This is a genomic window from Sphingomonas alba, from assembly GCF_023516555.1.
Classification (GTDB): Bacteria; Pseudomonadota; Alphaproteobacteria; order Sphingomonadales; family Sphingomonadaceae; genus Sphingomicrobium; species Sphingomicrobium album.
Genome location: NZ_JAMGBD010000001.1, coordinates 1,479,734 through 1,492,986, shown reverse-complemented (window position 1 = coordinate 1,492,986; position 13,253 = coordinate 1,479,734). Strand labels below are relative to the sequence as shown.

Annotated in this window: 12 protein-coding genes; 6 read left to right on the top strand and 6 right to left on the bottom strand. The window is 65.8% G+C overall.

Annotated elements, in window-relative coordinates; all coding sequences use genetic code 11:
• Nucleotides 1-27: 27 nt before the first annotated feature.
• From LZ536_RS07825 to hemC, 5 genes are all read right to left on the bottom strand, one after another.
• Entirely contained in the window at nt 28-633 is a 606-nt protein-coding gene (locus LZ536_RS07825; protein WP_249847852.1) for a prolyl hydroxylase family protein, read from the bottom strand.
• A gap of 22 nt (nt 634-655) precedes the next feature.
• Nucleotides 656-1,732: a class A beta-lactamase gene (bla, locus tag LZ536_RS07820; RefSeq protein WP_249847850.1), complete on the bottom strand. Its 1,077-nt coding sequence runs from the start codon at nt 1,730-1,732 to the stop codon at nt 656-658.
• A 109-nt stretch (nt 1,733-1,841) separates the two neighbouring features.
• Nucleotides 1,842-2,636 (bottom strand): hypothetical protein, encoded by a 795-nt coding sequence (locus LZ536_RS07815; RefSeq protein ID WP_249847848.1) that lies wholly within the window; start codon nt 2,634-2,636, stop codon nt 1,842-1,844.
• Entirely contained in the window at nt 2,633-3,280 is a 648-nt protein-coding gene (locus LZ536_RS07810) for a uroporphyrinogen-III synthase (RefSeq protein WP_249847846.1), read from the bottom strand. The genes LZ536_RS07815 and LZ536_RS07810 overlap by 4 nt, the downstream gene beginning before the upstream one ends.
• Nucleotides 3,277-4,197, bottom strand: coding sequence for a hydroxymethylbilane synthase (gene hemC / locus LZ536_RS07805; protein WP_348538821.1), 921 nt, complete (start codon nt 4,195-4,197; stop codon nt 3,277-3,279). Before hemC ends, LZ536_RS07810 begins: the two co-directional genes overlap by 4 nt.
• A gap of 47 nt (nt 4,198-4,244) precedes the next feature.
• On the opposite strand from hemC, the gene tsaD reads away from it, so the two are divergent.
• From tsaD to LZ536_RS07790, 3 genes are read left to right on the top strand one after another with little or no spacing between them, the layout of a single operon-like run.
• Complete coding sequence (gene tsaD, locus LZ536_RS07800) at nt 4,245-5,276, top strand: tRNA (adenosine(37)-N6)-threonylcarbamoyltransferase complex transferase subunit TsaD (protein WP_249847844.1); 1,032 nt, start codon at nt 4,245-4,247, stop codon at nt 5,274-5,276.
• Nucleotides 5,273-6,265, top strand: a complete 993-nt coding sequence (locus LZ536_RS07795; RefSeq protein WP_249847842.1) for an NAD(P)H-dependent glycerol-3-phosphate dehydrogenase — start codon at nt 5,273-5,275, stop codon at nt 6,263-6,265. The genes tsaD and LZ536_RS07795 overlap by 4 nt, the downstream gene beginning before the upstream one ends.
• Nucleotides 6,266-7,516: an RsmB/NOP family class I SAM-dependent RNA methyltransferase gene (locus tag LZ536_RS07790; RefSeq protein ID WP_348538820.1), complete on the top strand. Its 1,251-nt coding sequence runs from the start codon at nt 6,266-6,268 to the stop codon at nt 7,514-7,516.
• Here the strand turns inward: LZ536_RS07790 and LZ536_RS07785 are convergent.
• Nucleotides 7,513-9,171 (bottom strand): serine hydrolase domain-containing protein, encoded by a 1,659-nt coding sequence (locus tag LZ536_RS07785; protein WP_249847841.1) that lies wholly within the window; start codon nt 9,169-9,171, stop codon nt 7,513-7,515. The genes LZ536_RS07790 and LZ536_RS07785 overlap by 4 nt on opposite strands.
• 94 nt (nt 9,172-9,265) lie before the next feature.
• Here LZ536_RS07785 and rpe point away from each other — a divergent pair, with 94 nt between their 5' ends.
• Genes rpe through purH form a run of 3 tightly spaced genes read left to right on the top strand, consistent with a single transcriptional unit; the run spans nt 9,266 to nt 13,176 of the window.
• A complete protein-coding gene (gene rpe / locus LZ536_RS07780; protein ID WP_249848585.1) occupies nt 9,266-9,928 on the top strand; it encodes a ribulose-phosphate 3-epimerase in 663 nt (220 codons plus the stop codon).
• Complete coding sequence (locus tag LZ536_RS07775) at nt 9,925-11,574, top strand: heparinase II/III family protein (protein WP_249847840.1); 1,650 nt, start codon at nt 9,925-9,927, stop codon at nt 11,572-11,574. Before rpe ends, LZ536_RS07775 begins: the two co-directional genes overlap by 4 nt.
• A gap of 12 nt (nt 11,575-11,586) precedes the next feature.
• Nucleotides 11,587-13,176 carry a bifunctional phosphoribosylaminoimidazolecarboxamide formyltransferase/IMP cyclohydrolase gene (purH, locus tag LZ536_RS07770; protein WP_249847839.1) on the top strand — a complete coding sequence of 530 codons (1,590 nt, stop codon included), beginning with the start codon at nt 11,587-11,589 and terminating at the stop codon, nt 13,174-13,176.
• The last annotated feature ends 77 nt before the right edge of the window (nt 13,177-13,253 follow it).

Sequence of the window (13,253 nt, the reverse complement as noted above, 5' to 3'; positions counted from 1 at the left end):
CCACGCCGCCGGTTGCCGTTACGGCTATCAAAGGACATCTGCATGCTCCCTGAACCATTTGGTGAGCACATATTTGGTGCCCTTGCGCACCTTCATCCCTTGATGAAGGGTCGCCGGGTTCGGTCGCCCGTCAGGCAACAGATTATTCCAGCAGAGGAGCTTGCCAGCCGCCGGCCGGATTGTCTTGCCGATCATTTTGAAGCGTGTGGCGCCGCCGTCGTCGGGCTCGTTCAGGTAGCACATGGCGGTCCAGCTGCGGTTGCCGCGCTCCGCGCAATGCTGGAAATAGTCGACGCCGGTAGGCTCGAACGTGTCGGTGTGCGGCTTGAATTCCTGGCCCGGTGCATAACGTTGCCCTTGCAACGGTTCGCTCAGATCTTCGGGCAGTCCCAGCAATTCGCAAATCCTGGCGTTAACGGTGGCGACGACCGGGTCGCCGCCGTCGAGGTCGCAGGTTTCGCTGGTCCGGAAATAAGCGTCGATCCCCTTGTCGTCGGCGATCGTGCTGGGCCGGCGACGCCGGTCGATACGCTCGATCATCTCGGCGCAGAGGTCCGGCCCCAGGAAATGCTTCACAATGAATAGTTCGAGATTCGGCGTCGGTACCCGCTGCACGCCGGGAGTGGCGCGCATCCGGACACCGACGTCTGGGAGGCTAGAGGGTATAGGCGGCCCCATTGATCTGATGGCTGTCGATTACCGCGCGGACGACATTGTTCATCAGCGTCATGCGCGTCGGCAGCGGGACCGACGTCTTCTTGATCATCACCGCGACCGCATAGCTGCGCCCGTCCGGCGCCGTCAGGATGCCGATGTCGTTATAGCCTGCCTGGACATCGCCCAACACCTGACCGGTCCCCGTCTTGTGGCTCAGCGACCAGCCGGGCTTGAGCCCGCCTTTCAGCCGGTTGGCGCCGGTCTTCGTATTGCCCATGATCTGCAGCAGGCGCGCGGTTGAGGATGGTGAAAGCAGTTCCCCGCGCTTCAGCCGAGCCAGGCCGGACACGAATCCGTTGGGTGAGGCGCCGTCGTACGGATCTTCGATATAGCGGTTGAAGGCCGCCCTGCGCACCGATAGCGGCAGCGCATCGCGCGCCTTGTAGAAAGCATCGCCGATCGAATAGCTCTGGCTCCAGATCAGGCCCGCGATCTTCGACTGCAGTGCGCGCTCGCCATTATAAAAGCGGACCGACGAGATGTTCTTGCGGGCAAGGAAGCTGCGCACCGCGTCCGGCCCGCCGACCGAGCGCATCAATTTGTCGTTGGCCGTATTATCGCTCGTGGTGATCGCCTTGACCATCAGGTCGCCAAGCGTCGTCGTATAGCCTCCGGCCAGGATCTGCGCGGCAATCGGCTGGTGAAACAGGGTCAGGTCATCGCGGCCGAACGAAACCTGGTCGTCGAGCGACACCTTGCCGCGGTCGACGGCATCGAGCGCGGTCAGCGACACCCAGAATTTGGAGCAGCTCTGCTGCGGATAAAGCTCGTCGGCCTTCCACCCGGTGCGCCAGCCTTCGTCGATCGACTGAACGGCAATGCCGACACGGCCGTCGAAGCCGGCGCCGAGCTCGCGGATGCGAGCGGCGAGCGCGGCCGGTGCGGCGGCATGGACGGTGCGTTGGGTTTGCGCCCGGACTGGCGTCGCAGCCGCGTCCGGCGCGGCACATGCGGCGCCGCCAGGCGTGAGGCACAGCAGGATTGCCAACATCCTCTGCAAACCGATTGACGTCATGAATGCCTGTCCCCCAGCACGCCCAACATTTCAGTCACTTATCGTGCGCTTGCGAAGCTGAACGGAAGCTGGGCTGCGGCAAGTCGAATCCTTTTGACGACCAGTCGAGTCAGCGCCCGCCGGACAGCAAGGCGGCGCTTTCCACTTCGTCCAACGCACGATGGGCGAAGACGTAGCGGCGGGCCTTCGCGATCCAATCTTCCGCCCGCGGCGCACCGGGCAAGCGCATGGTCTCAGCCAAGGCGGCATCGACGCGGCCATTCTGCAGCTGTGCGGTCGCCCTTTCATAGCGGGCCTGCGGCTTGCCCGACGGGGTCGCGGCGCGGCGAACGGCGATGAGCGAGCCCATCTCGCGCTTGAACCCCGCCCACAATCCTTCGTTCGGGGCCCCACGGCGAAGCGCCGGCCCTAGCTGGTCGTAATCGGCAATTAGCTGGTCGAGCGTGACCGGCTCGCGGGAGGCATTGATGATTGCCGCGACCGCGCGCGGATTGGTGTCGCCGAAGCGGTCCGCCAGCATAGTTTCCAGATAACCTAGCGGAACGCCGCGATCGATCGCGCGCCGGGCGGCGAACGCGACGAGCAAGGCATCGGCCCGGCCGACCGACCCCGCGGTACGGCGCGAACTATTCTCGACCGCGCGCAGCCGGCCCTCGAGATCGGCGATCTTCGCGGCTTGGTCGGGATCGGCGGTGACCGCCTGCTGCGATTGGGCCAGTGCCTGTTGCGGCTGCGCGCGCGCAGCGATCGGCGCAGGTTGCGGCGCAATGCCGAAGAAGCGGGCCGCTGCATCCCAGCGGGTCAATCCCCAGACGGCGAGACCCGCACCGACGACGAGCAGCAGCAGGATCCAGGCCAATGTGGCCGTCCAGCCGCGTTCGCGCCGAGTGGTTCCGTTGCTCATGCGTCATGACCTTCGCACAGGCTGGCGGCGAGGGCTAGCAGCGCGATGTCATTGGGCTCGGCGGCGATGTGGACGCTCTGCCAGCCCGGGCCGCACGCGTCGGCGGCGGCCTGGCTGATCGCGGCGATGGAAATCTTATTTCGGTCCTCGACCAGTTCAGCCAGCCGGACGCCGGCTCGCGGCGAATGAACGGCGACCACACAATGCTTGAGTTCCGCGATCCCTTCAGGCTCATCGACTGTCCGTGCCTCATAGACGGCGATGCTCGTGGCGCCAGGGAAGGTCTGATGATCGCGGCCGGTGAGATGGAGCAGCCTTTGCCCCTGTGGCAGGTTCATGGCCCGGCTTCCGCCTTCGCCGACGCTGACAACAATGAAACCTGCAGCGCGCGCGATGGCAGCGGTCGCCTCGCCAACCGCATGAACGGGCAGGCTCTTTAGCTTCAGCAATTCCTCGCCGCCGTGGCGCACTGTATTGGCGCTGGTGAGGATGATTGCGTCGAAGTCGCCGGGATGCGGTGCCTGCCACTCGATCGGCACGACCGCGAACAGCGGGATATGGATAGCCTCGAGGCCGAGCGCTTGCGCGCGCGCGACGCTCCGGCTGCCGCCGGGCTCGGGCCGCAGAATGACGAGTGGCTTCATCCCGCTGCGAACAGCCGCCGAATGCTGGCAGGTGCGTTGGCCAACATGGACTTGGCAAGAGCCTCCGCCTTTGTGTCGTCCCCGACCCTGAAACGAGCTTCATCCGCAATGCGGTCCTTGCCGTCTTCGCTCAGGATCTCGACGCGCAGGTACACCTCGTTCGCCTTGATCGCCGCATAGGCGCCGACTGGCGAATGGCAGCTTCCGCCCAATGCCCGGGCAAAGGCACGCTCGGCCCTGACCGCCGCTGACGTCTGATGGTCGTTGACCCGACCAAGCTGGGAAAGCGTCTCATGGTCGTCGCTGCGGCATTCGATGCCGATCGCGCCTTGGCCCGGAGCCGGCAGCATGACGTCAATCGGGATCGGCACGCCGATACTTCCTTGGCCCAGCCGCTCCAGCCCCGCGGCGGCGAGGAGGGTCGCATCGACCTCGCCGGCCTCGAGCTTGGCGAGGCGAGTGCCGAGATTGCCGCGGAAGATGACGATCTCCAGGTCAGGCCGAAGCCGCAGCAGTTGCGCGGCCCGGCGCGGGGAGGACGTGCCAACTTTCGCACCATGTTTCAGCGCCTCGATGGACTCCGCGCCGATCAATCGATCGCGGACGTCGGCGCGCGGCAACATCGCCGCCAGGCACAGAGCAGCGGGCCGCTCGGTTTCGACGTCCTTCATCGAATGGACCGATGCATGCGTCTCGCCTTTCACCAAGGCCGCATCCAGCTCCTTGGTCCACAGGGCCTTCCCGCCGATGTCGGCGAGCGGCCGATCCTGCACCTTGTCGCCGCTGGTCTTGATGACGACGGTCTCGACGCGGCCGCCTAGCCAGTGATGCGCGACCTCCAGCGCCGCCGCCGCCATATGCGCTTGCGCCAGCGCCAGCGGCGATCCGCGCGTCCCGAGCTTGAGGAAGCTATCCACGGCGCCGCACTAGCCGAGCGCTGCCCCATGAGGCAAAGGACTTCGCGATGGCACTCATCCTTGGCCTCGAATCCTCCTGCGACGACAGCGCTGCAGCGCTGGTAACGTCCGACCGCCAGATTCTGGCGCAGGCGATTGTCGGGCAGAACGAAGCGCATCGTCCGTTCGGCGGCGTCGTCCCTGAAATCGCCGCTCGCGCCCATGTCGAGATCCTGCCTGGCCTCATCCGCCAGGTCCTTGCGGAGGCGGATGTCAGCATCAGCGAGGTCGACGCAATCGCCGCCACCGCCGGCCCCGGCCTGATCGGCGGCGTCATGGTCGCCTTGCTCGCCGGCAAGGGCCTCAGCCTGTCTAGCGGCAAGCCGCTGGTCGCGGTCAACCATCTCGAAGGCCACGCCCTAAGCCCGCGCCTCGTCGATCCGGACCTGCAATTTCCCTACCTGCTGCTGCTCGCCAGCGGCGGTCATTGCCAGCTGCTCGAAGTGCGCGGCGTCGGCGATTATTCGCGGCTGGCGACAACCATCGACGATGCCGCCGGCGAGGCGTTTGACAAGGCGGCGAAGCTCCTCGGCCTGCCGTATCCGGGCGGCCCGGCCATCGAGGAATTGGCGAAAGACGGCGACCCCCAGGCCGTACCGCTTCCTCGTCCGCTCGTGGGCAGCGGCGAACCGCATTTCTCCTTCGCCGGCCTCAAGAGCGCAGTGCAGCGCGCGGTTGCGGCGGGGACTTACAAGCCAGCCGACATTGCCGCCAGCTTCCAGCAAGCCGTCGTCGACTGCATGGTCGACCGCACCTCGGTCGCGCTCGAGAAGAGCGATGCGCCCACGCTCGTCGTCGCCGGTGGCGTCGCCGCCAATCGCGCTTTGCGATCGGCCCTCGCGGAATTGGCGTCAGCTAACGGACGTCGCTTCCGCGTGCCGCCGGCCTGGCTCTGTACCGATAATGCGGCGATGATCGCTTGGGCGGGGGCAGAGCGTTTTGCGGCGGGGAAATGCGACGGCCTCGATGCACCGGCGCGGGCCCGCTGGCCGCTCGACGAAGCGGCGGAGAAAGTGCGCGGAGCGGGGGTGAAGGCATGACCATCGAAAGGCTGGCGGTGATTGGCGGCGGCGCCTGGGGAACGGCGCTGGCCCAGGTCGCCGCCGGGTCCGGCCGCGAAACCCTGCTCTGGGTGCTGGAAACCGAGGTCGCCGATTCCATTAATACGATCGGCGAGAACAGTCTCTATTTGCCCGGCGTCCCGCTTTCGCCGGCGATCCGCGCCACCAACGACCTTGGCGCACTTGCCGATTGCGACGCGTGGCTGGTGGTGACGCCCGCCCAGCATATGCGCTCGGTGCTCGAGCAGGCGCCGCATTCGGGCAAGCCTCTCGTCCTCTGCTCCAAAGGGATCGAGAACAAGACGGGCCTGATGCTCCACCATGTTGCCGCTGAAGTCTGCCCGGATTCGCCGATCAACGTCATTTCCGGCCCGACCTTTGCTCATGAAGTCGCCGCCGCGAAGCCGACGGCGGTCACCTTGGCCTGCGCCAATTGGGAGCTCGGCGAGGACCTGCGCGAACGGATCGCTCTGCCGTCCTTTCGCATTTACCTCACCGACGACATTACCGGCGCCGAGATCGGCGGTGCGGTCAAGAACGTCCTCGCCATCGCGTGCGGCGTCGTCGAAGGTTCGAACCTCGGCCAGAACGCCCGTGCCGCACTGATCGCCCGCGGTTTCGCCGAAATGGCGCGCTTCGGCCTGGCCCATGGCGCCCGGCTGGAAACGCTGACCGGCATGGCGGGCCTGGGCGACCTTGTTCTCACCTGCACCTCGACCAGCTCCCGCAACTTCTCGCTCGGCAAGGCGATCGCGGAAGGCCGCTCGGCGAAGGAGTTGATGAGCGACCGCCGCACCGTCGCGGAGGGAGCGTTCACCGCCCCGGTGCTGCGCCGCATCGCCGATGAGCAGGGCATCGACATGCCGATCGTCACTGCCGTCGACGACCTGCTCGCCGAACGGCGCAGCCTTCCCGAGGTGCTCGAGGCGCTACGCACTCGTCCGCCCCGCCGCACCGAATTGCATTAGGTGGACAAGGTCGAAGGCCTCGGTGCGCGCCAGGCGGCGCTCTCGATGCTTGATGCGGTGCTCCGTCGCGGGCGGACACTGGACTCAGCCTCCCAGGGTACCAAACTTCCGCCTGCGGACGCGGCGCTGGCCATCGCCATCGCGGGCGAGACCCTGCGCCGACTGCCCGACCTCGACGCGTTGATCGACAGCGCTACCCGCCAACGCCTGCCCGACGATTCCAAGGCGCGAATGGTGCTCAGGATCGCGTTGGCCCAGAAAATTGCGCTGCAGACGCCCGAGCACGCACTTGTCGCCACCGCCTTGCCGCTCGTCGCAGGCGGCCCGCGTCGCCTCGTGCATGGCGTACTCGGCACCTTGCTTCGGCGCGGAGTGCCGCCAATCGATGCACCGCACCTGCCCGATGCGGTCGAAGAGCGATGGGGCAAGGCCTGGGGCGAAGACGTCCTCCTCGCTGCTCGCCGCGCCATCGCCGGGCGGCCGGCTCTCGACCTAAGCTTCCGCGACGATTCTGACGCCCAGGCCTTTGCCTCGGAGCACGACGGCAAGTCCCTCGCTCCCGGCCACGTCCGCCTTGCCAGCCAATCCGTGACCAAGATGGCTGGGTTCGATGAAGGCGGCTGGTGGGTGCAGGATCTTGCGTCGTCGCTTCCCGCGCGACTGATGTCGAGGGAGCCCGCGGACATTCTCGACCTCTGCGCTGCCCCTGGCGGCAAGACCATGCAATTGGCTGCGGCAGGCCATCGCGTCACCGCACTGGACCAGTCGGAAAGTCGTCTCGCACGACTGCGCAGCAATCTCGACCGCACCGGACTCAGGGCGGAACTCGTCACAGCGGACGCCCTAGGCTGGGAGCCGCCAAGGCAATTCGATGCCGTCCTGCTCGATGCGCCATGCTCGGCAACGGGCACCTTCCGGCGCCATCCTGAAGTCCTCTACCGGGCCCGCCCCTCCATCATCGGCCAGAGCGCCGATCTGCAGACCCGGCTTATCGACCGCGCTGCAAAGATGGTGAGGCCCGGCGGCTATCTCATTTACGCCGTCTGCTCACTGGAGCCGCAGGAAGGCGAGGGCACGCTCGCCGTCTTCCTCGATCGCAATCCCGGGTTCGACATCGATCCGCCCCGAACAGGCGAGCTGCCTGACGGCGTGACGTCAGCGCCGGAAGGCTGGGTGCGCGTCCTGCCCGGCTTGCTCGAGGACGAAGGCGGGCTGGACGGCTTCTTCGTCGCTCGCCTCCGCCGGGATTAGTTGGCCCGCTTCGCTGGCAGGTCCCGTCCGCCCTGCTTGATCGTCGCGCCGACGACCTTGCCGTTCTCGGCCTTGAACTCGATCCGTGCATCGACCCCGACGAGGCGGAACTCGGTTTGGGTGACGGCCAGCACAGGAATGGCCTGTTGGCCTTCAAGCATGACCGTCATCGGCCCGCTGGCCGGCAAGGCGACGGTCAGCCGCCCGGCCGGCGTGTCGTACAGGCCGGCATAGCTTTCGAGCGTAGCACGCGGCACGTCCGCGACCGGCAGCTCCGCCGGAATCGGGCCGGCGCGCGGCGTTTCTTCTGCAGTCGCCGCACCTTGCTGGTACATGGCCATGACCGGTGTGCCGGCCGCGTCGCGCTTCAGCTCAAACCAGGTCAGGCTGTTGTCATAGAAGTACCGCCCGTTTCCGCCGGACAGCGCTTCCAGCTCACCGCCGCCGGTGCGCTGCGTGATCAGCTTGCCGTCGCGCAGGAAGACGCGGCGCTCACCGTCCTTGACCTTGTAAAGTCCAACCCACGGCTCGACCGCTTTCGTATCCAGCGCAGCCTTCTGGAAACTGGGATAGGGATCGCCAATAGCCATCGCCGCCAGTTTCTGCAGGACCAGGCCCGGGCTGGTCGCCGGTCTGTCGCTATTGCTGAATACGGCGACGAACACGTCTTCCTTGGGCAAATAGATGCTGTCGGTGACGAAGCCGAAGATGCCGCCGCCATGGCCTAGCGCCTCATGGCCGCGGAGGTCGCGCATGCCCATTCCGAAGCCATAAGGCTCGGTTGAACCATCCGGCAGCTTCGTCGGCGAATTCATCCTGGCATACAATTCGGCCGGAATGACCTTGCCGTGACGAAGCGCTGCATCCCATTTCGCCAGATCCTCGACAGACCCGATGAGCGCACCCGCCGCATGCGGCACGCTCATGTGGATCTTCTGCGAAGCCGCGACCTTGTCGTCGGTCAGCGTATAACCTTTCGCCATGTGCGGCATCCTGTCCTCGACAATGCCGTATTGGATGGTCTTGAGACCGAGCGGCCTGGCGATCCGCTCTTCGACATTCTGGTACCAGGGCTTGCCAGTGACCTTTTCGATCACCGCGCCAACCAGCACATAGCCGCCATTGTTGTAAGCCCATTTCTCGCCGGGCCTGGACGGCGAGGGGAGGTCCTTGAACTCGGCGATCATCTGTTCGGTCGTATAGGCCTTGGCGGTGTGCTTCTCGTCCATCCAGCCGGGAATATCGGTGTAGCTCTGCACGCCGACCGTATGGTTCAGAAGTTCGGCGATCGTCGCATCCGCGCCGGGCTTGGGATAATCCGGAAGGAACTTCGACAATTTGTCGTCGAGGCTGATTTTCCCCTCGGCGACCAACTGCAACATGATCGCAGCCGAGAATTGCTTGGTGATCGATCCGATGCGGAAGACCGTCTCGGGCGTGATCTTTGTCTTGGCATTGACGTCGGCGAGACCCTGGCCTGCTTCATAGACCCGCTTGCCATGCTCGGTGACGATCACCGCTGCGCCCGGCCCCGCATCGGGGAAGCTCTTCTTCAGGAGCGCGTCTGCCTCGGCCTTGAAATCGGTCGGCACAGCATGGGCCGGAGCCGCCACCGCCAGCGCCGCCGCTGCTCCCAACAAGACGCGCTTCCTCATCAATTACCTCCCTGTTCAGCACTGTATTATTGAAATAATACGGCTGGTGGTCAAGCCGCTTGTCGAAAAGGGGGTTTCCCGTCTAATCGGCTCCATGGCCCAGCCGATCATCTCGCCGTCGATCCTCTCCGCCGACTTCGCCAAGCTCGGCGACGAAGTGCGCGCCATCGACCAGGCGGGCGCCGACTGGATCCATATTGACGTCATGGACGGGCATTTCGTGCCCAACCTCACCATCGGCCCGGGTGTCGTGAAAGCGCTCCGTCCGCACACGTCGAAGCCGTTCGACGTCCACTTGATGATCTCGCCGGTCGATAATTTCCTCGACGCCTTTGCAGAGGCGGGCGCCGACATCATCACGGTCCATCCGGAAGCCGGACCGCACCTTCACCGAACGATCCAGCACGTGAAATCGCTCGGTAAGAAGGCCGGCGTGTCGCTCAATCCCGCAACACCGGCGAAGGCGCTCGATTATGTGCTGGAAGACATCGATCTCGTCCTGGTGATGAGCGTCAACCCCGGTTTCGGCGGCCAGAAGTTCATTTCCAGCCAGCTGCGCAAGATCGAAGCGATCGCCAAACGCGTCGCGAAGGAAAATCTTGACGTCACCATCGAAGTCGACGGCGGGATTGATCCGGAGACCGCACGCCAGGCGGTCGATGCAGGCGCCACGGCGCTAGTCGCAGGCACCGCCGCCTTCCGCGGCGGACCCAACCATTATGCCGCCAACATCCGAGCGCTCCGGGGAGAAGGATGAGCGCAGCCGACGCGGCCCGAAGTGAAATCGTCGGCAAGCTGGCGCGGGGCTCCTTGCTCTCCCGGCTCATCGGCTCGCGCAAGAGCCCGCTCCGGCTTACCGCCGTGCCGCGCGACCATGTCGATGGAAACCGCGCGCGGGGCGACGCCTTGCTTGCGGGCCGCTTCGTGCTCGGCAGCGAGGCGGTGCCGCTCGCCGACCTCGATTTTGCCGCGCTTGGCGCAGACGGTCCGTTCGCCGAAAGCCTCCAGGGATTTTCCTGGCTGCGCGATCTCGCCGCCGCGGCCGGACGCGAAAAAGGCGCCAAGGTTGCCGAAGCCCTGGTCGGCCGCTGGCTCGTCGCCCACGGCACCCGCATCGACGAGGCCTGGGCGCCGGAACTCTGGGGCGAGCGCATCCTGTTCTGGACTGCCTATGCGCCTTACGTCCTGTCCAGTCGGGAAAGCGGTTATCGCTCGGCATTGCTCAACACGCTCGCTCGCGGCGCGCGCCACCTTGACGCCAACGCCGACAAGGCGCCCGCGGGCTTGCCGCGCATCACCGCCTGGGCAGGCGTCGTCGCCGCCGCTTTGCTGATCCAGGGCGGCCTCCCGCGGGTCGCCCGGTCGGAGGCCGGCCTGATGCGCGCCCTTGCCGCCGCCCAGTTCGAAGACGGCGGATTGATGAGTCGCTCGCCCGAGGAGCAATTGCTGCTGGTTGACCGCCTCGGCCTGCTGCGCGCCGCATATTTTGCCGCCAAGCAGACGCTGCCCGACTTGCTGGAGAGCGCCGCCGCAGCAGCATTGGCTGCGCTTCATGGTGTCACCATGGGCGATGGCGGCCTCTCCAGCTGGCAGGGTGGCAATCCGGGTGATCCGGCCCGCGTCGCCGCACTCATCGAAGGTTGCGGCCTTCGCGCCCGCCCGCTGCGTCAGGCGCGAGGCTGGGGTTATCACCGCTTGTCGGCGCTTGGCACGATCCTCGTCATGGATGCCGCGCCGCCGCCGCCGCCAAAGATGCTGGCCGGCAGCGCCTCGACCCTGGCTTTTGAGCTCAGCGACGGCGCGCAACGCATCGTCGTCAATTGCGGTGGGCCGGGCCTCTTGCCGCACCATCTGCCGCATGAACTGGTCCAGGCCCTTCGCACCACCGCCGCGCACAGCACGCTGACGCTTGATGACACCAACTCGACTGCCATTCTCGACGACGGATCGTTGGGCAAGGGAGTCAGCGACGTCGTGATCGACCGCTCGGAAGACAATGACAGCTCGCGCGTCACCGCCAGCCACGACGGCTATCTGCGCGGCTTCGGCCTTCTGCACCAGCGCAGCATCGTCCTCGGCAACGACGGCAAGGAAGTGCGCGGCAACGACCAGCTGCTGCCCAAGGGCCGCAAGAAGATCCGCGAATCCGCGCCATTCGCCATCCGCTTCCACCTCGCGCCGGGGATCGAGGCGACGGCAACCGCCGACGGCATGGGCGCGATCCTGCGCCCTCCCGGGGCGCCGCCTTGGAATTTCCGTTGCCGGGGCGCGATGCTGTCGATCGAGGAAAGCCTGCATGTCTCCGGTGCGGGCGAAGTGATACCGACCCTGCAATTGGCCGTGGTCGGCGAAGTTTCGGCGCTGGGCGGGCAGACCGCCTGGCAATTCCGCCGTTCAAGCTAAGGGAAGACGTTCATGACCGATGTGGTGCCGGTAAGGCGCGCGCTAATTTCCTTGTCCGACAAGTCCGGCCTTGAGGAGCTTGCGGCCGGCCTCGCCCGGCACAATGTTGAAATCGTCTCGACTGGCGGCACTGCAGCCAAACTTCGCGATTCTGGTCTCGATGTCCGTGAAATTAGTGAAGTTACGGGCTTCCCGGAAATGATGGACGGGCGTGTGAAGACCCTCCATCCCAAGGTCCACGGCGGTCTCCTCGCGGTGCGCGGCAATGCCGAGCACGAAGCCTCGATGGCCCAGCATGACATCGGCGCGATCGATCTCGTCGTCGTCAACCTCTACCCCTTCCTCAATACTGTCATGAGCGGCGCCGACCGCGACACGATCATCGAAAATATCGATATCGGCGGCCCGTCGATGGTGCGCTCGGCGGCCAAGAACCATGCCTCGGTCGCCATTCTCACCGATCCCGCCGACTATTCCGCCGTACTGGCCGAGCTCGACGAAAAGGGCGGTACGACGCTTGAACTCAGAAAGCGTTTGGCGGCCAAGGCCTACGCGCTGACCGCCGCCTACGATTCCGCCATTGCCAGCTGGTTCGCGTTCGCCGACCAACAACAATTCTTCCCTGACAGCCTGCCTATCGCTCTGACCAAGAGCAGCGAGCTTCGCTACGGCGAGAACCCGCATCAGAAAGCGGCGCTCTATTTGCCGCAATCCCGCGGGGCGATGGGAGTCGCCGGCGCGCGACAGGTGCAGGGCAAGGAGCTCAGCTACAACAACATCAACGACGGCGATGCGGCGCTGGAACTTGTCAGCGAATTCCGCGCGGCCGAACCGACCTGCGTCATCGTCAAGCACGCCAATCCTTGCGGCGTCGCGACCGCTTCGTCGCTGGTCGAGGCATACCGGCATGCGCTCGAGTGCGACAGTGTCTCGGCCTTTGGCGGCATCATTGCGTTGAACCGATCGCTGGATGGCCCGACCGCCGAGGCCATTGCCGAGATCTTCACCGAGGTCGTCATCGCCCCGGACGCTGACGAACGTGCCATCGCCGCTTTCGCGCGGAAGAAGAACCTGCGGCTGTTGCTGACCGGCGATTTGCCCGATCCGGCGCGCGGAGGATTCGCCCTAAAGACCATCACCGGTGGCGTGCTCGTCCAGTCGCGCGACAACGGCCGCATCAGCCGGGATGACCTGAAGGTCGTCACCAAGCGCGCGCCAACGGAGCAGGAGCTGGCCGACTGCCTGTTCGCCTGGACCGTCGCCAAGCACGTCAAGTCGAACGCGATCGTCTACGCGAAGGACGGTGTCACGGCTGGCATCGGCGCCGGCCAGATGAACCGCCGGGACAGTTCGCGCATCGCCGCCATTCGCGCTGTCGAAGCCGCCGAAGCCAATGGCTGGCCACAGCCGCGCACGGTCGGCTCAGCGGTCGCCTCTGATGCCTTCTTCCCATTCGCCGACGGCTTGCTCGCCGCAGCCGAAGCGGGCGCGACGGCAGTAATTCAACCTGGCGGCTCAATCCGCGATGAGGACGTCATCGCTGCTGCAGACGACGCGGGTTTGGCGATGGTTTTTACAGGAATGCGGCACTTCCGGCATTGACGAAGACCCGAGCGCAGCGACGCCGACACGCAGTGTCGCCGGAGCAGCGTGAGAGAGGCTGAGTAGCGGCCAGCCTG